The 19,766-nt window shown below is 33.7% G+C and carries 20 protein-coding genes; all 20 read right to left on the bottom strand.

Translation table 11 applies throughout. From position 1 onward, the window contains the following. Positions 1–44: 44 nt before the first annotated feature. The 20 genes from D8M03_RS01895 to dprA all read right to left on the bottom strand — a co-directional run bounded on the left by D8M03_RS01895 (position 45) and on the right by dprA (position 19,764). Entirely contained in the window at positions 45–1,259 is a 1,215-nt protein-coding gene (locus D8M03_RS01895; RefSeq protein ID WP_121212985.1) for a flagellar hook-basal body complex protein, read from the bottom strand. Between the two features lie 91 nt (positions 1,260–1,350). Further along, complete coding sequence (locus tag D8M03_RS01890) at positions 1,351–1,734, bottom strand: TIGR02530 family flagellar biosynthesis protein (protein ID WP_121212984.1); 384 nt, start codon at positions 1,732–1,734, stop codon at positions 1,351–1,353. A 15-nt stretch (positions 1,735–1,749) separates the two neighbouring features. Next, positions 1,750–2,415, bottom strand: a complete 666-nt coding sequence (gene flgD, locus D8M03_RS01885; protein ID WP_121212983.1) for a flagellar hook assembly protein FlgD — start codon at positions 2,413–2,415, stop codon at positions 1,750–1,752. Positions 2,416–2,417: 2 nt separating this feature from the next. Continuing rightward, positions 2,418–3,866, bottom strand: a complete 1,449-nt coding sequence (locus D8M03_RS01880) for a flagellar hook-length control protein FliK (protein WP_121212982.1) — start codon at positions 3,864–3,866, stop codon at positions 2,418–2,420. Positions 3,867–3,886: 20 nt separating this feature from the next. Next, complete coding sequence (locus D8M03_RS01875) at positions 3,887–4,486, bottom strand: MotE family protein (protein ID WP_121212981.1); 600 nt, start codon at positions 4,484–4,486, stop codon at positions 3,887–3,889. Between the two features lie 4 nt (positions 4,487–4,490). Further along, positions 4,491–4,940, bottom strand: a complete 450-nt coding sequence (gene fliJ, locus D8M03_RS01870; RefSeq protein ID WP_121212980.1) for a flagellar export protein FliJ — start codon at positions 4,938–4,940, stop codon at positions 4,491–4,493. Continuing rightward, positions 4,940–6,265, bottom strand: coding sequence for a flagellar protein export ATPase FliI (gene fliI / locus D8M03_RS01865; protein WP_121212979.1), 1,326 nt, complete (start codon positions 6,263–6,265; stop codon positions 4,940–4,942). The genes fliJ and fliI overlap by 1 nt, the downstream gene beginning before the upstream one ends. A gap of 4 nt (positions 6,266–6,269) precedes the next feature. After that, positions 6,270–7,070 (bottom strand): flagellar assembly protein FliH, encoded by an 801-nt coding sequence (gene fliH / locus D8M03_RS01860; protein WP_342768776.1) that lies wholly within the window; start codon positions 7,068–7,070, stop codon positions 6,270–6,272. After that, positions 7,054–8,067, bottom strand: coding sequence for a flagellar motor switch protein FliG (fliG, locus tag D8M03_RS01855; RefSeq protein WP_121212977.1), 1,014 nt, complete (start codon positions 8,065–8,067; stop codon positions 7,054–7,056). The genes fliH and fliG overlap by 17 nt, the downstream gene beginning before the upstream one ends. Before the next feature lie 14 nt (positions 8,068–8,081). Beyond that, a complete protein-coding gene (fliF, locus tag D8M03_RS01850; RefSeq protein WP_121212976.1) occupies positions 8,082–9,674 on the bottom strand; it encodes a flagellar basal-body MS-ring/collar protein FliF in 1,593 nt (530 codons plus the stop codon). A 58-nt stretch (positions 9,675–9,732) separates the two neighbouring features. Beyond that, the gene (gene fliE / locus D8M03_RS01845; RefSeq protein ID WP_211330850.1) at positions 9,733–10,020 is read right to left on the bottom strand and encodes a flagellar hook-basal body complex protein FliE; all 288 of its coding nucleotides are present in this window, start codon (positions 10,018–10,020) and stop codon (positions 9,733–9,735) included. A gap of 48 nt (positions 10,021–10,068) precedes the next feature. Continuing rightward, on the bottom strand, positions 10,069–10,524 hold the full coding sequence (flgC, locus tag D8M03_RS01840) for a flagellar basal body rod protein FlgC (protein WP_121212974.1): 456 nt from the start codon (positions 10,522–10,524) through the stop codon (positions 10,069–10,071). A gap of 2 nt (positions 10,525–10,526) precedes the next feature. Then, on the bottom strand, positions 10,527–10,919 hold the full coding sequence (gene flgB / locus D8M03_RS01835; RefSeq protein WP_121212973.1) for a flagellar basal body rod protein FlgB: 393 nt from the start codon (positions 10,917–10,919) through the stop codon (positions 10,527–10,529). A gap of 336 nt (positions 10,920–11,255) precedes the next feature. Next, on the bottom strand, positions 11,256–12,035 hold the full coding sequence (codY, locus tag D8M03_RS01830; RefSeq protein WP_121212972.1) for a GTP-sensing pleiotropic transcriptional regulator CodY: 780 nt from the start codon (positions 12,033–12,035) through the stop codon (positions 11,256–11,258). Between the two features lie 86 nt (positions 12,036–12,121). After that, entirely contained in the window at positions 12,122–13,519 is a 1,398-nt protein-coding gene (hslU, locus tag D8M03_RS01825; RefSeq protein WP_121212971.1) for an ATP-dependent protease ATPase subunit HslU, read from the bottom strand. Then, positions 13,516–14,061 carry an ATP-dependent protease subunit HslV gene (hslV, locus tag D8M03_RS01820; RefSeq protein ID WP_121212970.1) on the bottom strand — a complete coding sequence of 182 codons (546 nt, stop codon included), beginning with the start codon at positions 14,059–14,061 and terminating at the stop codon, positions 13,516–13,518. The genes hslU and hslV overlap by 4 nt, the downstream gene beginning before the upstream one ends. A gap of 17 nt (positions 14,062–14,078) precedes the next feature. Continuing rightward, positions 14,079–15,002 carry a tyrosine recombinase XerC gene (xerC, locus tag D8M03_RS01815; protein ID WP_121212969.1) on the bottom strand — a complete coding sequence of 308 codons (924 nt, stop codon included), beginning with the start codon at positions 15,000–15,002 and terminating at the stop codon, positions 14,079–14,081. A gap of 248 nt (positions 15,003–15,250) precedes the next feature. Further along, the gene (gene trmFO, locus D8M03_RS01810) at positions 15,251–16,564 is read right to left on the bottom strand and encodes an FADH(2)-oxidizing methylenetetrahydrofolate--tRNA-(uracil(54)-C(5))-methyltransferase TrmFO (protein ID WP_121212968.1); all 1,314 of its coding nucleotides are present in this window, start codon (positions 16,562–16,564) and stop codon (positions 15,251–15,253) included. A gap of 22 nt (positions 16,565–16,586) precedes the next feature. Continuing rightward, positions 16,587–18,665, bottom strand: coding sequence for a type I DNA topoisomerase (gene topA, locus D8M03_RS01805; RefSeq protein ID WP_121212967.1), 2,079 nt, complete (start codon positions 18,663–18,665; stop codon positions 16,587–16,589). 208 nt (positions 18,666–18,873) lie between these two features. Continuing rightward, on the bottom strand, positions 18,874–19,764 hold the full coding sequence (gene dprA / locus D8M03_RS01800) for a DNA-processing protein DprA (RefSeq protein ID WP_121212966.1): 891 nt from the start codon (positions 19,762–19,764) through the stop codon (positions 18,874–18,876). Positions 19,765–19,766: the final 2 nt, after the last annotated feature.

Raw genomic sequence — 19,766 nt, 5'->3', positions numbered from 1 at the left:
TTACAATGAATTTATTAATCTATTACACTACACTAATAATAAAATTAACGTTTTAAATTTACAAGTTCTTCTAAAATTTGGTCAGATGTTGTAATAATTCGGGAATTCGCCTGGAAACCACGTTGTGCAACAATCATTTCAGTAAATTCTTCAGAAAGATCGACATTAGACATTTCTAAGAATCCAGATTCTATTGAACCAATACCAGATTCAGTTGCAAAACCAAACACCGGTTCTCCAGAATTGGCTGTTTTTTGGTAATAATTACTTCCTATCTTTTCAAGACCACCAGTATTCGGGAATTTAGCTAACTGTATTTTACCTGCTGAAAGTAAAACTCCATCTTTATCTACAAAGTTTATTGAACCATCCTGTCCAATCGACATACTTTGAGCAGTAGTAGGAATTTTTATAGGTTTTAATTCGGTTAATGCTGATTCAAATGTTACCTTACCTTCTGGTGATATTATTTTTTTAAATACTGTATCAAATTGAGCAGGTGTAAACGTTACTTTATCAGTTACAGCTTGACCATTTTCGTCAACAATATCACCAGTGGCAGTATCAGTTATAGTATAACTTTTACCATTATCATCTTTAAATGTTAGAGAACCTGTCGCGAGATTAATTTCCACATCAGAATTTTTAGTTTTATATGTAACTTGTACACTCTTAGCGGGATTACCTACAACCAATTTCCCCTCTTCTATTCTCCAAGCTGCATTTAGCTCTTCTTGTGTAGGTGGAGTAGTCGCATTAATATCTAATTCTGTCCCATCTTCTTTCAACCGTTTTCCACCACTTAACAAAAATGTATCTGCATCATAACCTACAAGATACTTGCCATCAGAATTTACTAAATATCCATTGGCATCCATATAGAAGTTTCCTGCACGTGTATATTGAGTATTCGAAAAGCCTAATTTTGATTCATCAGCGCTATCTGCGACCTGGAAGAATCCATCACCTGAAATTGCTAAATCGAGGGTACGAGATGTAGTTTGTAGTGCTCCTGTTCCGTGAATTGTATCTATTGCTGCCATTTGTGAACCTAAACCAATTTGTTTGGAATTAATACCACCACGATTTTCAGTTGAACCTGATGCACCAGAAATTGATTGAGATATTAAATCTTTAAAAACTACACGACTTTTTTTGAAACCGTAAGTATTTACGTTTGATATGTTGTTACCAATTACGTCTAATTTTGTTTGATGATTTTTTAAGCCTGAAATACCTGAATACATTGAACGTAACATTGTTATGTTCTCCCTTCACTATAGAAATTTTATTGTAATTACGTGTTACTTCATTCATTCCGCAACACCAGGCATCCAAAAATGGTCCTGCCTATAGCACAATGGTGCCATCAATATTTGTGAAAATTTGTTCTTTAGCCTCAGTGCGTTCCATCGCTGTAATTACTGTTGAATTTTTGGCACTTATAATCAAAGCTACTTGATCCATCAAGACTAACGGTTGATTGACTCCTTTAGAACGAGCTTCATTTACCTTATCCGTTACCATTTGCCATTCCTGCTCTGAGATAGTGATTTTTCGCTCAAGTAATCGTTCATTTGCGTGTTTACTAATCTTTAATTGAGGATCGTTTGTTGCCCTTTGCAATTGTTCTGTAAATGATTGTTTGAGAGTTAAATCTAATTGATTAGGCTTAACCTTCGTTTGTATTGCTTTAGGTTGAAATGGCACGTGCTGAATTCCTATTCTATACATGTGTATACACCAACCTTATTCACTGACTAATGCAAATTGATCTTTCGTTAATGTTGTTAATCCATCACTCAGAATATACTCTATTAAAGCATTATTTATTTTAACAGATTGAATAAAACCTTGTATTATCTTCCCATCAGATTCATATTCTACTTTCTGTCCGATTAACTTACTCGCTGTCACAATTGGATTTTCAGTAGCTATATCACTTGATGAAGTTGAACCATCTAGTACGGATGATATATTCCCAGGTTTAAGTTCCTTTCCATCTTCAAGTATAAATACAGGTTCTCCATCTACAAACTTCAATTCTTTTATTTTTCCAGTACCTTCATTTACGATAGGTTTACCTTTTTCATCCAATTTTTCAGTTAGCTCGTGCCATTTTACTTCTTTACCAATAAATGAAGTATAATTCATTAATTGTGTTTGTTGTTGTGACTCTAATAATTTCTCCATTGCTGTTGTCATATTTTGCATCTGTTCTAAAGAAGAGAATTGAGCCATCTGTGAAATAAATTCTTTATCATCCATTGGTTGTGTTGGATCTTGATTTTGTAACTGAGTAATTAAAATTTGTAAAAAGGCATCTTTCCCCAGTTCATTTGTACCTGTCTTTTTCTCTGCTTTTTTGTAGTTTGATAAATAATAATCACTAGGAATCCCGTTGGTACTAGTCATCTTTACACCTCCTCATTTAATAAATAATCCTCGAAGGACATAGAATCTTCTTGTTTATTTTCCTCTTGTTCATTATCTTCTTGACTTGATTGTTGTTGCTTAAACATGTTACCAAATAAACTTTGATCACGAGAATTTCGGTCTGTTTCCTGTAAACTTTGAGCGATATCAATGCGGTCCATTTGAATATTTTGTTGGGCAAAAGTTGTTTTTAATTGTTGTATTTGGCTATCTAATAACTCTTTTGCTTGAGATGTTGAAGCTAGTAATCTGGCAGAAAGCATTCCATCTTTCTGTAGGATTTCTATACGGATTGATCCTAAATTTTCAGGATATAGCTTAACTAAAAGCTTCATTGTACCTTGTGAGTTAGACAATTGTGTTCGATTTATTAAACTTTGAAACTCTTTTACAAATGCATCTGCTTGAGCAGACTTTTCAACAGGTAATGTGATTGTAACCGTTTTAGAACTTATCATTGTTGATGGTGTTGGTGTTATCATATTACTTGTATTTTCTTCATTTTGTTCATTAGTTACTACCATTTGATTAACGGGTGAAGTTATTACCTTTTCAGTATTCGTGGTCTGATTTTGACTAAACAACACTTCATTTAGTTTTACACTATTAATAGTAATTCCATTAGCTCGTTCGCTCTGTTGTTTGATATTTACTACTTTTTTAAAGAATAAGTTATTATTTGTCTTGTTTTTATCTTGACTGTTTTTCACTTCTAAATCTTTAGAAATTACTTGAAGCATTTCTTTCAAGTTTAGTATTTGATTTTGTTGCTCTTTTGGTAGATTAGAATTAGCACCAACTGTTTCAATTACTTTTAATACATGCAATAATTGTTGAACCGTTTGTGGAGATAAATTTTGTTCCCCATTTAAGCCTTTAATAAAACTATTACTTATCGATTCATGCGGTTGATTATTAACAAAATTAATTAAATCCCAAATTTCACTTAATATAATTTGATCTACACCAAATAGTTCTTCAAAAGCATTAATAATTTCCTCATAATTGATTTGTAAAACGTTTAAAAGATTATCAATATTCAACAATTCATTAATTTCAATTAATTCAACATTTTCAGATGCACTTATACTATGTAACCCGTAATCTTGAGCTATTTCCTCTAATACTTTTTCAAGATTACTAGAGTCCATTACATCACTAATTAAAGTTTCGTTAAAACCCATACCATCTTGATGTGAAATATCCAGTTTATTAAGTACTTCCTCAATAGTAGTTGAATTTAATAAATCTTCTAATTTTTCAAGATTTACAAATTCCTCATTCTCAGGATTTTTTTGAAGAACCTCTTCCTTTTTAGCAATTTGACTAAAGATATCACCAAAATTACCGCTATTAGATGGTTGCTTTGAAATGGTTGATGATTGCGCATTTGTACTAATATTCGATAATTGCAAAATTCCGACGTTCATTTTTTCACCTCCTTTTCATATTACTGTGAAATCAACTCGGTATAGCGAGCAGCTTCTTTAGGTTCCATTTTGGAGAGTATTGCAGATAAAGTTTCTGGATCCATATTTGATAATATTTTTATAGCTTTATCATCACTCATTTCCATGATAATCGGAGCAGCTGTTTTTGCAGACATTTGCTTAAATGTTGATAAAATTTCATTGAATTCTTTCTTTGATTCACTTTGTTGCTTTTCAAGAGACTCAATTTGATTTTGTAATTGTTGTTGTTTTGCTAAGTTATTTTCAGCTTCTAAATTAGCTTTATCCAATTGCGATTTTAGTTGATCAATCTCTGCTTCTTTTTCTTTAATTTCAGCTTCAAGTTCTACAATCTTTTCATCGAAATCTAAAGAAAATTCCTCGCTTTTTTTATCAGAAGCAAATGGTAATGAATTAGTTAATTCAGAGGCTTTTTCAAATACATTAAAATTTGTAAATGAAGCTATTACTAGTAAAATAGCCACAACGAAAAGTAATGGAATTAAAACTAAATAAAATAGTTTTTGAAAAATTCCCGGTGATTTTTCTTCTTTTATTTCTTCAATTTTCAATTGTTCTTTTATTCGATTTTTCGCCATCAAATCACCTGAATTCTTTTTTGTTATACATCAGTGAAGAGAGCTCGTCTAAATACAACATTTCACTTCGTTCTTGTTCTTCTTTAAATATTTGGTAATCTTTTTCTTTCATTTTTTCAAACTTGCGCACTTCTATGTTTTTTTCTATCATTTTCTGTTCGTACCAATTCATTTTTGTTCTAGCTTGCATCACCTTTGTTTGCAATTCGGCAATAGATTTTTCAAGACTATTAATAAAAGAAGAAAAATGATGAATTTTGTCAATTGTAGCACCGATAGATAATCGTTCATTTTGATAAGCTATTAAATCTTCTTTTTTCTTTAATGCTTCATAAAGCCTAGTTGCCACTTCCTCAAAGTCACGAACAGATTCTTTATAGGCTATTTCTGTTTCTTGTTTCTCTTGCTCACGAATTGTCAGGATTTTTTCGAAACGATATGTATATTGAACCATTATTTTCCACCACCATTTGATAATGCAATTAATTCATTAACAGTATCTTGTAATGAGACTTTATCTTTAAATCCTTGTTTTAAGAAATTTGTTATTAGAGGTTCAAATTGAATTGCCTCATCTATTTCCTTTGACGTCCCTCTTTTATATGCACCAATATTGATTAAATCCTCAGATTTTGAATAAGTGTAATACAACTCTCGAAGTTTTTGTGCAGCTTTTACGTGCTCTGGTGTTGATATATGATTCATTAAACGACTTACACTTTTTAGCACATTAATCGCAGGATATTGTCCTTTATTTGCAAGTGTCCGGTCTAACACAATATGGCCATCTAAGATACCTCGAACTGCATCTGCAATAGGTTCATTCATATCGTCACCATCTACTAAAACTGTATAGAATGCTGTAATTGAACCTTTCGTACTTGTTCCAGTCCGTTCCAACAATCTCGGTAATATAGCGAATACAGATGGAGTATATCCTTTTTGTGCTGGTGGTTCTCCTGTTGCTAATCCAATTTCTCGTTGAGCCATTGCGACACGAGTGACAGAGTCCATCATTAACATTACATTTAAGCCACGATCACGGAAATACTCAGCAATTGCAGTTGCAGTGAAAGCACCTTTTATACGCATTAATGCAGGTTGATCACCTGTAGCTGCTACTACTATTGAGCGACTTAATCCTTCTGGTCCCAAATCCCGCTGAATAAACTCTAATACTTCACGTCCACGCTCACCAATTAAGGCGATTACGTTAAGATCTGCTTTTGTATTACGAGCAATCATTCCGAGTAATGTACTTTTCCCTACACCCGATCCAGCAAATATTCCGACACGTTGGCCATTCCCTACTGTAAGCATCCCGTCTATTGCTTTTACTCCAACTTCAAGTTGCTCACTAATTGGTGGTCTTTTTAATGGATTCGGTGGCTCTTTCTCTGTTTGAACCGTGACTAAACCTCTTGGTAAAGAAGAACCATCAAATGGATTCCCCATTGAATCTAATACTTTACCTATTAACTCAGGTCCAACCTTCACTTCTAATGGTTTACCAGTTCCTTCTACTAAACAACCAATTGATATTTCTCTAATAGAAGTAAATGGCATTAATACGACATATTCATTGTTAAAACCTACTACTTCAGCAAGAATCTCTTGGTGACCATTTTTCGGGGAGTTAACATGAATTTTACAAACATCACCAATGGAACTTTCAGGACCTTGCGACTCAATCATTAAGCCTACTACTCGATTGACTTTACCATATTTTTTCAACGTTTCAATCTGCGGGATTTTATCAATTAATTGAGTCGCTTTCATTTGATCAGTCCTTACTATTTAATAGTTCATTTAGCTTTAATCGCAATTCATGTAACTGTTCATCAATCGAAATAACAATTCTTCCATGATTTGTTTCAATATAACTTTCGGTAGAGCTTAAATCTTCATTAACGAAAATTAATAACGGTACATCTATTGGAAACATTTCGACTAATTCAGCACGATTGTTCGAAACTACATTATGATATTGAGGAGAAACATAGATTTTAATTTCTTTCATTTCTCTAGCTTCTTTTAATCCTCTCTTCACAATAGAAACAAACAATTCATCATTTCGGTCTAATGTTGCACCTATTATTCTTTCAGCAGCAGTTAATGAAAGTTCAAGAATTACTCGTTCTTGTTCTTCTATATAAGCTGCAGCATTTTGTTTTGAGGTTTCAATAACTTCGTTGGCAGTCTTTAAACTTTCAGCCATATCAGCATTAGCTTTCTTTATGCCTTCTTCATAGCCTTGCTGGAAACCTGTATCATATGCTTGTTGCTCAAGAACTAGCTTTTCCTCTTCCCATAATTGTTTTAATTGTTCTATCATCTCTAGTTGTTCATTGCGGTATTTTTCAAATTCGACCTTTTGTTCCTCTATTTCACGATGCGCTTCTACCAAAATTCGATCACGTTCAGCATAGATATCTTCTTTTGTAATAGCTTCTTCTTCAGGTTCATCGCATTCGTCACCACTAAATTGTTGCGTAAATAAATTTTTCAATTGAATTTCAACTTTTTTATCATCTTCTAATTGTTTTGTATAGCTTGAGCGGATAATTCTAGACAATGACGTCATCCCCTCCGCCACGTGCAATAATGATTTCACCAGCATCTTCTAAGCGGCGAATAACTGCCACAATTCTTGATTGGGCTTCTTCAACATCACGTAAGCGAACTGGTCCCATAATTTCCATTTCTTCTTTAAATGTATCAGCCATACGTTGCGACATATTTCTAAATATAATTTCCTTAACTTCTTCACTACTTACTTTCATTGAAAGTAATAAGTCTTCGTTTTCGCAATCACGAATAACACGCTGAATTGAGCGGTTGTCCAAAGTAACAATGTCTTCGAATACAAACATTCGTTTTTTAATCTCTTCTGCAAGTTCCGGATCTTGAATTTCAAGAGCGTCAAGAATTGTCTTCTCAGTTTGACGATCAACACCATTTAACACTTCAACTACTGCATCAACGCCACCTGTTTCAGTATAATCTTGAGTTACTGTAGATGAAAGTTTTCTTTCAAGTACAGACTCAATCTCACTAATTACCTCAGGTGAAGTAGAATCCATTACTGCGATACGTTTTGCTATATCAGCTTGGACCTCTTGTGGAAGTGAAGATAAAATTACTCCTGCTTGACTTGGATCCAAATAAGATAATATTAGAGCAATTGTTTGTGGGTGTTCATTTTGAATAAAGTTAAATATTTGAGCAGGGTCTGCTTTTCGAGCAAAATCAAAAGGTCGCACCTGTAACGATGAAGTTAAACGATTAATAATTGCTTGTGCTTGTTCTTGTCCCAATGCTTTTTCAAGGACAGTTTTTGCATACCCAATCCCACCTTGTGAAATATAGTCTTGAGCAAGCGCTATATTGTGAAATTCTTCTATAATGTCCTCTTTTATATTTGGCTCTACTTTTTTTACACTTGAAATTTCTAACGTAAGACGTTCAATTTCTTCTTCATTTAAATGTTTATATACGGAAGCTGAAACTTCAGGTCCTAGTGAAATTAACAGTAAAGCTGCCTTTTGTTTTCCTGTCAATTCTTTTTCTTTCTTGGACACTTTCGAACCCCCCATTAATCTTCAGTAATCCAACTTCGCAATAGTTTTGCAAAGTCTTCTGGCTTTTCTCTAGCCATTTTTTCAAGCTGTTTACGTCGCACAGTATTTTCTGTCTCTTTTTCATCATTAATATCATCAACAAACAGTTCTTCTTGTTCTTCAATGATAGCAAATTCTTCTTCTTTTTCTTTGCTTCTATTTGAACGAATAATAAAGAATACTAGTAATAGAATTACTGCAAGCAGTATTCCTCCAACTACCCAAATCCACCATGGTACAACAGGCTTTTCTTCAGGAGTTGCTACATCATTTCCATAAAACGGTACAACCGATACAACGATTTTTTCGTTAACCTGTTCTTCTGTTAATTGTCCTGCAGCTTCTTTATCGATAGATGTTCTCACAATTGTCCCTAAAATTCGTTCAATATCTGTTTGTACATCTTCTGATAACGAAGTAGGATCATCTGCTACTGGCGGTTCAACCATTACCTGAATACCAATATCACGGATTTTATAAGGGCTTTCTTCTATATTCCTTTTAATGCGGTTTACATCTTTATTTACAGTTTCCTCCACACGTTCAAATTCGCCATCACCATTTGCACCTTGTTGATAATCAATGAAATTATCCGTAACATTCTCTGCTTCTGGTGTTCCTGTTGCAGCATCTGTACCTGTGTATGTTTCTGTAATTCGTTGAGCACTAATTTCGATACCTTCCATATTTTCAGTATTTACTGGCTCAACTAAATTTTCTTCACGATTTTCCTGTTTAAAATCAATATCTGTCGTTACAGATACAACGACTTTATCTTTACCCATCATCGTACCTAACATTTGTTGTACTTGACGTTGAAGATCACGCTCAATGGATTTCTTAACTTGCATTTGACCATCTACTGAATCAATTGAATTAGAATTAGATGATGCAGATTCAAGATCGTAGTATTCTGAGTATTGATTAGAAATCACTATATTTTCAGTACTTAAATTTGGAATACTTTTAGAAACGAGATTATATAAAGTTTTAATTTGTTCGTCCGTAAACTTATGACCCGGTTCAGTGTCTAAGATTATTGCTGCGCTTGCTTCTTGTGCTGCATCATTAATAAAAACACCTTGTTCAGGCATCGTTATCATTACATTTGCATTTTTGACGCCATCAATTGTTTTAATTAGGTTTGCTAATTCAGTTTGAGTTGCTGCTAATTTAATTACATTAAATTCATTATCTGTCATACCAAACCCAGCATTTGATGTGAAAAATGAGTTATTTATCTCTCCTGATTGTGGATAACCTTGTGATGCAAGGGATATTTTTAAAGAATCTACTTGTTCTTCAGGCACTAATATATTTGTTCCACCTGGAGCAAGTTCATATGTAACACCTTGTGCACTTAATACTTCAGCAATTTCACCTGCTTCTTTTGCAGATAATTCGGTAAAAAGTGGCACCATAGTAGTTCTAGTTAAAAAATATGTAAGTATACCAGCAAGAGCAATTACCCCTATCAACGTTCCTATCATTGCCCCTTTTTGTCCTTTTGTTCGACTCTTCCAAAAATTCATAGAGTCCGTTTTCACTTTTGTTAATCTTTCATTCATTATGTGTCCCCCGATTATAGTGGATACACAACACTTTATAGTTGTGCCAAACCGTTAGTTATACACTCATGCGCATTATTTCTTGGTATGCTTCTATCACTTTATTTCGAACTTCCATTGTTGCATTCAACGTAATACTTGCTTTTTGTGATTGAATCATCACTTCATGTAACTGCACATCTTCACCATTAATAAGCTTTTCTGTTAATTTATCTGAATTAATTTGTTGTTCGTTAACAGAGGAAATCGCATTTTTTAAAGTGTCAGCAAAAGATTGTTGTGCTTCGTATGGAGTCGTTTGAACTAAAATTTTGTTTGGCTCGTTTACGATTTGATTAGGCATCATTAAAGATATTGGATTCACCGCCACATTAATTCATCCTTTCTATGAAATTTATTTTCCTATTTCTAGCGCTTTTGTTAACATTGATTTACTTGCATTAAATACAGTCACATTCGCTTCATAAGATCGTGTTGCAGAGATTAAATCAACCATCTCTGTTAAGACATCCACATTTGGCATTTCTACATACCCATCTTCATTTGCATCTGGATGTGTCGGGTTATAAACAAGTTTAAATGGTGTTTGATTATCTTCACGGATTGATGTTACTTTCACACCATTCCCAGTATTTTCTTTCTTGTTCATTGCTTTATTTAGAAAACTAGAAAATTGACCATTATCCTCAGTTAGAGTTACTGATTTCCTTCTATATGGTTCCCATTCCCCATTCACTTGTTTAGCTCTTGTTGTATCAACATTTGCAATATTTGATGAGATTACATCCATTCGTAATCGTTGCGCTGTTAGAGCAGATGCAGTTGTATTCATACTAGAGAAAATAGACATTCTTATTTTCCTCCTTTAATAACTGTATTAAGAGTATTGAATTTACCAGAAATACGTTCAACCAATGCATTATAGTAAATTGTATTTTCTGCTAAACTCGCTTGCTCTGCATCCATATCAACACCATTACCATTACTGCGATATTTAAAATTCTCATAACTAAATACACCAGGCGTTTTTTGTTGAATAGAAAATTCATAATGCCTGATGTCCGTTTTATTGGCTTTTAAACTTTTCAATTTTTCCTCTTCCAGCATTTTCTGAAAGCTTACATCTTTCGCCTTATAATTCGGTGTATCTACATTTGCTATGTTTTGAGCAATCGTTTTATTTTTTAATGAAGCATAATTTAGTCCATTTTCTAGGTTACTGATTGTTCCACTAAATAAGTTCAAACCATTCACCTCTACATATTAAATTTTTATAACATTTTATTTCAAATAATAATTTAATTTTAAAGTATGTTAACGTTCAGTGTCTATCTACTTTTAGCCTTTTTTAGTAGTCTATTGTTACCAATTTTTATATGGTGCAGATTCATTTTAGTCACAATTTCTTTATCTATTCTCCTATTTCGACAGGTTTTTCATGAGGAAAACTATATTAAAAAGAACTTACAAGATAAAAGTATCACGAAATTAGTAATTTATGTATTTTTATTCAATTAACAAAAAAATAGGTACCATCTTCATATGTCGATGGAACCTATTTTAAAATACATTACTTTTCAATTATTTCATTTTTATTTCAGCAAGTGCTGTTAAAAACTTATCATTTAATACTTTGATATAAGTACCTTTCATTCCTAGTGAACGAGACTCAATTACTCCAGCAGATTCTAATTTACGTAATGCATTTACGATTACTGAACGTGTAATTCCAACACGATCTGCAATTTTTGATGCAACTAGTAACCCTTCATTACCATCTAGTTCTTCAAAAATATGTTCAATTGCTTCTAATTCACTGTAAGATAAAGAATTGATTGCCATTTGAACAACCGCTTTACTACGTGCCTCTTCTTCAATTTCTTCAGATTTTTCACGTAATATTTCCATACCTACTACAGTCGCACCGTATTCAGCTAAAATTAAATCTTCATCTTCAAATTTTTCAGATAGGCGACCTAAAATTAATGTACCTAAGCGTTCTCCACCACCGATAATCGGAACAATTGTCGTTAAACCATTTTTAAATAAATCTTTATTTTCAATAGGGAAAATTGTATGTTCACTATCGATATCAATATTTGGTGAAGTTTCAGTAATGTCAAATAAATGTTGTGTATAATCTTCTGGGAATTGACGTTCTTCAAACATTTTATTCATACGAGGATTTTCAATTTTTTGATGAATTGAAATACCTAGTAATTTCCCTTTACGGCTTACAATAAAAACATTGCTATCTATAATCTCACCAAGTGTATCTGCCATTTCTTTAAAGTTTACTGGTTTACCTGCTGATGCTTGTAACATTGAGTTAATCTTTCGTGTTTTCGATAATAAATTCATTTTCAAAAAATCCTCCTAATAAGGCTATGTTAATTTACTTAATATTCTAAAGGTTTCAACAATTATTTGTAAGTAATTTGCTCAATTTATAGAATAAATTGTGATAAATCTTTGTTTTTTGATATTTCACCAAGTTTTTTGTCAACATATGACGGTGTAATTTCAATATGCGCTGGTGCTATTTCAGAAGCTTCAAAAGAAAGTTCCTCAAGTAAGCGCTCTAAAATAGTATGAAGTCTTCTAGCACCAATATTATCTGTTTCACGATTTACTTCAGTAGCAATTTCTGCAAGTCGATCAATTGCTTTATCAGTAAAGTTAATCGTTACTCCTTCTGTTTCTAATAAAGCTTTATATTGCAATATTAATGATTGGTCCGGTTCTTTCAAGATGCGCACAAAATCGTCTTTTGTTAATTTATCTAACTCAACTCGAATTGGGAATCTTCCCTGTAATTCTGGGATTAAATCACTCGGCTTTGACATATGAAAAGCGCCCGCTGCGATAAATAGCATAAAGTCAGTTTTTACAGGTCCATATTTCGTAGTAACAGTGGAACCTTCAACGATCGGTAAAATATCTCTTTGTACACCTTCTCGTGAAACATCTGCTGATGCACTGTTACGACTAGCGATTTTATCGATTTCATCAATAAAAATAATTCCTGATTGTTCAGCGCGTCGAATTGCTTCAGCTGCCAATTCATCTGAGTCAATTAGTTTGTTAGCTTCTTCAATTGTTAAAACGCGACGTGCATCTTTCACTTTCATTTTGCGTTTTTTTACTTTTTTAGGCATTAAATTTGATAGCATATCAGACATACCAGAAGAACCAAGGTCCATCCCCATTCCAGGCATAAGTTCCATGAATGGAGTGTTTTGCTCTGTTACTTCTACTGTTACCCACTCATCTTCAAGTTTTCCCATTTTTAAATCTTGAGCAACTTGTGAACGTCTAGAGCGAATTTCAACTTCCTCGCGATTCGAATCATCATCTTGCTTATCATTTTTTTGACCGCCAAACAGCATTTCAAAAGGATTTTGAGTCATTTTAGATTTGATTTTTGAAGGCACAAGAAGCTTTACAAGAGCTTCATTCGCATTTTGTTCTGCCTGCTCTTTAACGGCTTCAGTCATTTCATCTTTTACAAGTCTTCTAGATGCTTCAACTAAATCACGAACCATCGACTCTACATCTCTACCTACATACCCTACTTCTGTGAATTTTGTTGCCTCCACCTTAATAAATGGAGCATTGGTAAGCTTTGCAATACGACGGGCAATTTCTGTTTTACCTACCCCAGTTGGCCCAATCATAAGGATATTCTTTGGAATAATTTCGTTTTTCAATTCCTCACTTAAAAGTGAACGGCGATATCTATTACGCAATGCAATGGCGACAGCACGCTTTGCATTATTTTGTCCAACAATGTATCGATTTAACTGTTCAGTTATTTGTCTAGGCGTTAAATTTAATTGTGTCATTCTTCAAGCGCCTCCACGATAATATTATGGTTTGTATACACACAAATATCTGCTGCAATCGTTAATGCTGCTTTTGCAATCTCACTAGCAGATAGTTGACTAGAATGTTGTTTTAATGCACGACCAGCAGCTAATGCATAGTTACCGCCAGATCCAATTGCTAATATACCATCGTCCGGCTCAATTACTTCCCCTGTACCGGATACTAATAATAGAGTCGATTGATCCATTACTAGCAATAGTGCTTCAAGTTGTCGCAACATCTTATCACCGCGCCACTGTTTCGCAACCTCTACAGCAGCTCTTTGTAAATTCCCACCAAACTCATTCAATTTCGATTCAAACATTTCAAATAACGTAAATGCATCAGCTACTGAACCAGCAAATCCTGCTAATACTTTCCCGTTAAACAAACGTCTTACTTTTCTTGCCGTATGCTTCATCACCACAGAGTTTCCGAGTGTAACTTGACCATCTCCAGCCATAGCACATTTCCCATTATGATGAATTGCAAAGATGGTCGTTGCATGAAATTGTTCCATTAATTTCCCTCCTCAAATTAAGCCCTAGGATGCGCATTGATATAAGTACTTCGAAGGTGTTCTTTCGTAACATGTGTGTACTTTTGTGTAGAAGATAGACTCGCATGCCCTAATAATTCTTGAACAGTTCGAATATCTGCTCCATTGTTTAATAGGTGTGTTGCAAATGTATGCCTTAACATATGAGGATAAATTTTTGTATTCATCGCAGCTTTATTTATCATTTCTTCTAAAATATAACTTACACCACGCGAAGTTAGCTCTCCCCCACGCATATTAACAAATAATTTGCGATGACTGTTATTTTTTATCAATTTAGGACGAACATCTTCAATATATTTTAGTAATGCTTCATGGGCAAATTGTCCAAATGGAATAATTCTTTCTTTTCGACCTTTACCCATTACTCGAATAATAGAATATTGAAAATCAATATCCTCCAGCTCAATGGATGTACATTCACTAACACGTATTCCAGTGGCATACAGTAATTCTAGTAAAGCTATATTACGAATAGATTTAGAATCTTCTCCCAAATTTTTTTCAAATAGCTGCGAAAGCTCTTCTTCGTAAAAGAAATGCGGAAGGCGTTTCTCTTTTTTCGGATGGTAAAGAGATCGAAATGCTGCATCATTGATATTAAATTCTCGATTCAAAAATCTGAAAAATGACCTTATTGATGAAATTTTTCTGGAGATAGATGTTCTAGCCAATTTATTATCATATAATTTGGTGACATAGTTTCTAGCATGGAGATATTCAACTTCTTTTAAATCTGTTATCCCTTCTGAAACTAAAAATGACAGAAATTCTGTTATATCATATTCATATTCCCGAACAGTATGGACAGAGAAGTTTCTTTCTAGTTGTATATAACGAATAAATTGATCAAGAACAATTTTCGATTCAACTTGCAACGTAATACACCTCCTATGCCCCATGTACTACTTGTAATTTGAAGTTTGTCTGTAATGCATTTACTTGTTGCTTAACCAATTAAAAAACATCCATATCGACACTAATCCTATTTTAAAAATATCGCAAGCATTTAGTCGTATTTTTTGTCATTATTGGGTATATAATTAACAATTTCGTGACTAAAAAAATAGATTATTATCTACTTTCGATTTAGGTTAAATAACAAAGAAAAAGCCTCATAAATTATAACAATTTATGAGGGCTTAATCAATTAAATTGCACGAGTATTCACAAAATTTCGAATTGTTGTTAAAGCACGTTCAGCATGGCGCTCTGCACGTTCTTGCTTAGATCTAATTCTTTCACCTAGTTCTGGGAAAATACCAAAATTCACATTCATCGGTTGGAAGTTTTTCGAATCAGCCTCTGTAATATAACGTGCCATACTGCCAAGTGCTGTCTCAACCGGAAACTCAATCGGTTCTTGTCCTAAAGCTAACCTTGCAGCATTAACACCAGCAATCAATCCACTTCCAGCAGATTCTACATATCCTTCAACACCAGTCATTTGTCCTGCAAAGAAAATATTTGAATTTGCTCTTAATTGATATGTTTTAGTTAATACAGTAGGTGAATTAATAAATGTGTTACGATGCATAACACCATATCGCACAATTTCTACATTTTCAAGACCTGGAATCATCGAAAATACACGTTTTTGCTCTCCCCATTTTAAATGAGTTTGGAAGCCTACAATATTATATAGTGTACCAGCTGCATCGTCTTGGCGCAATTGAACTACAGCATATGGACGCTTACCAGTTTTTGGATCTTCTAATCCAACCGGCTTCATCGGTCCAAACAACATTGTCTTTTCGCCGCGCGATGCCATCACTTCAATTGGCATACATCCTTCAAAATACTTCTCTTTTTCAAATTCTTTTAAAGGTGCACATTCTGCAGTGATTAATGCTTCACGGAATGCATCAAATTCTTCTTTTGTCATCGGACAGTTTAAATATGCAGCTTCTCCTTTATCATAACGAGATTTTAAATAAACTTTATCCATATTAATACTGTCTTTTTCAACGATTGGAGCCGCAGCATCATAGAAATATAAATATTCTTGACCTGTCAGATTTTTAATTTTATCTGCTAATGCTGGAGAAGTCAGTGGCCCTGTTGCAATGACAGTAATCCCTTCAGGAATTTCTGTTACTTCCTCATTAATAACTTCAACAAGCGGATGGTTCTTTACAGTTTCCGTAACATAACCTGCAAATTCATGACGATCTACTGCAAGTGCACCACCAGCAGGAACTGATGCATTGTCAGCTGCTTTAATTATTACTGAATCTAAAATACGCATCTCTTCTTTAATAACACCGACTGCATTAGTTAAAGAATTTGCTCGTAATGAATTAGAACATACTAACTCAGCAAATTTATCTGTATGATGTGCAGGTGTTTGTTTTACTGGACGCATTTCATAAAGCCTTACCTTTACGCCTCGTTTCGCAATTTGCCAAGCAGCTTCACTACCCGCAAGTCCTGCACCAATTACATTAACAATTTGTTCTGCCATTTATCAATACCATCTTTCTAAATCATTGTGTTGGTGCTTCCTCATAGTCACATTTTGTACATTGAATTTGAACACCTTTTTTAATTTTCTTCTCTATTAATAATGCATTACATTTCGGACAAGGTCTACTAATCGGCTTATCCCAAGATACAAAATCACACTCTGGGTAAGTATTACAACCATAAAATGTTCGTTTTGTTTTACTTTTCCGTTCTACTATTTCACCAGTTTCACAACTTGGACATTTTACACCAATTAGTTTCATAATAGCTTTTGTATTGCGACAATCTGGAAAATTGGAACACGCCATAAATTTACCATATCTACCCAGCTTATATACCATTGGTGAACCACATTTTTCACAATCCTCACCAGCTGGCTCGTCTTTTATTTCTATTTTTTCCATTACTTCATCAGCATGTTTTACATGTTTTTCAAAGTCCTTATAAAACTCATCGATAATCTTCACCCAGTTAATTTGAGCTTCTTCGATTTTATCCAAATCTTGTTCCATCTTTGCTGTGAATTCAATATTAATAATTTCAGGGAAAAACTCCATCATAAACTGGTGCACAATTTCCCCTAACTCAGTAGGCACAAACCTTTTTGTATCCAATTGTACATAGCCTCGTTTTTGGATAACATCAAGTGTTGGTGCATAAGTAGATGGTCGACCAATCCCTAATTCTTCCAACTCTTTTACTAAACGTGCTTCCGTATAGCGTGGAGGTGGTTGTGTAAAATGCTGATTCGGTTCAATTTCAACTGATTTAACAATATCCCCAACTTCCATTTCTGGGAGTAGTTTTGTCGTTTCTTCCGTTTGATCATCAGTACCTTCAATATATAATTTCATGAAACCAGGAAATTTTACATGGGAGCCATTTGCACGGAATTGTACTTCCCCATTATTTAAATCGACTGTTACAGTATCTAAAATAGCTGGGGCCATCTGACTTGCAATAAAACGTTCCCAAATTAGGCGATATAAGCGAAGTTGGTCTCGACTCAAAACTTCTTTTAACTCATCTGGAGTACGCATAACACTCGTTGGACGAATCGCCTCGTGGGCATCTTGTGCATTTGTTGACTTTTTGGTTTTCTTCTCTTCGCTAACTAAATATTCTTTACCATATTTATTATTTATATAGTCAACTGCTTCTGCTTTTGCAGTTTCAGAAATACGAGTTGAGTCTGTTCGCATATAGGTAATTAACCCAACTGTACCTTCTTTTTTCCCAATATCAATACCTTCGTATAATTGTTGGGCTAACATCATTGTTTTTTTCGCACGGAAATTTAATTTTCTTGCTGCTTCCTGTTGTAGGGATGAAGTTGTAAATGCAGGAGCTGCATTACGTTTTCTTTCTTTTTTCACGACATTTGTAACAACAAATTCATCCCCTTTAATGTCACTTAAAATGGATTTTACCTGTTCTTCATTTGAAAGTTTTAATTTTTCTTTCCCTACACCATAGAACAGTGTATCAAATTGTTTTTTTCCCTTTTCGAATAATCCTTTAATCGTCCAATATTCTTCAGGAACGAAATTTTTTATTTCTTCCTCACGATCGATAATTAAACGTAGTGCAACTGATTGTACACGCCCTGCTGACAATCCTTTTTTTACTTTTTTCCATAATATCGGACTAATATTATAACCAACAAGTCTATCTAAAATTCTACGTGCTTGTTGGGCATCTACTAAATTCATATTAATTGGACGAGGATTTTTAAAAGAATCTAGTATCGCATCTTTAGTAATTTCATTAAATACAACACGACATTCTGAATTGATATCAATATTTAATGCAGTCGCTAAATGCCAAGCAATTGCTTCTCCTTCGCGATCGGGGTCGGCTGCGAGATAAACTTTTTTCGCCTTTTTTGCAGCTGTTTTTAATTCTTGTAAAACAGGGCCTTTTCCACGAATCGTAATATACTTTGGTTGGTAATTGTTTTCTGTATCAATCCCTGTTTGGCTACGAGGTAAATCTCGTACGTGACCAATCGAAGCTTTTACTTTATATTTTTTTCCTAGATATCTTTCAATTGTTTTTGCTTTTGCTGGTGATTCTACAATCACTAAGTAATCTGCCATCTATACTTCCCCCTTGTAGAGGTAAATTATTATATTTAATAAATTAAATTCTCTTCAATAGTAAAATAAATACCTGTTGCAAAATGTATAACAGTTTTTAGGATAATGCAACTTTTTTTCAATATTTACCTTAGAAAAATACGATTTTTCCCTTAATCTAAGCTAAACTGTTTCGAATTTCTTCTAACTAAATCAATGTTTTATTATTTTATCCGCGTAAAAATAAATTTAATTCATCAAGAATTTGATGACCAACCCAAATAGGGATTGCACCTTCTTTTAATAGACTATTGGTTCCCTTTGAAAGTTCTGAATGAATTGGACCAGGAACTACAAAAACATCTTTTCCATGTTCTAATGCATGTTCAGTTGTGATTAGTGTTCCACTTTTTAAAGAAGCTTCCGTTACCACGATAGCACTACTAATACCGCTAATAATACGATTTCTGTTAGGAAAATGCCATTTTTGAACACCAACATAGGGTGGATATTCTGTTAACAACAAATGATTTCTTGCAATTTCTTCAGCAAGACGTTGATTTTCTTTAGGGTAAATATGAAAAAAGCCGTGTCCTAATATAGCAATCGTTCTACCACCATATTTTAGCGTTGCATGATGAGCAAAACTGTCCGCACCTTTTGCTAATCCACTAACAATTATTGCATCATTATCTACAAGAGCCGGAATGATATAATCCATTGCAATTTTAGAATAGTCGGTAGCCTTCCTAGAACCAATAACAGCTATTTTCAAAGGTCTAGTTAATAACGAAATATCCCCTTTTGCATATAAAACCGTCGGGGGATCAATTAATTCTTTTAATTGTTTGGGATAATATTCATGATAAAAAGGAATTGCATGTATATTAGCAGAATTATATGCCTCTATCAAATTCGTATTTAGGATTCTTTTATATTGAAATAAAATTTTTTCTGCATTTTTTGTTGAAATTGATAGACTACTGGACAATTTTGTCGATGATACATTGATTAAATTATTGATAGAACCAATATGCTGTTGTAGTTTTTGGAATTTTTTAAAAGTGAGAGGATAAACGTAATGGAGAGTAAGTATTTCTTTTAAATAATCCAACTTCATCA

Source organism: Ureibacillus endophyticus, assembly GCF_003628435.1.
Classification (GTDB): Bacteria; Bacillota; Bacilli; order Bacillales_A; family Planococcaceae; genus Ureibacillus; species Ureibacillus endophyticus.
Note: the sequence above shows the minus strand (reverse complement) of the source record. Positions and strands in the feature narration are given on the sequence as shown.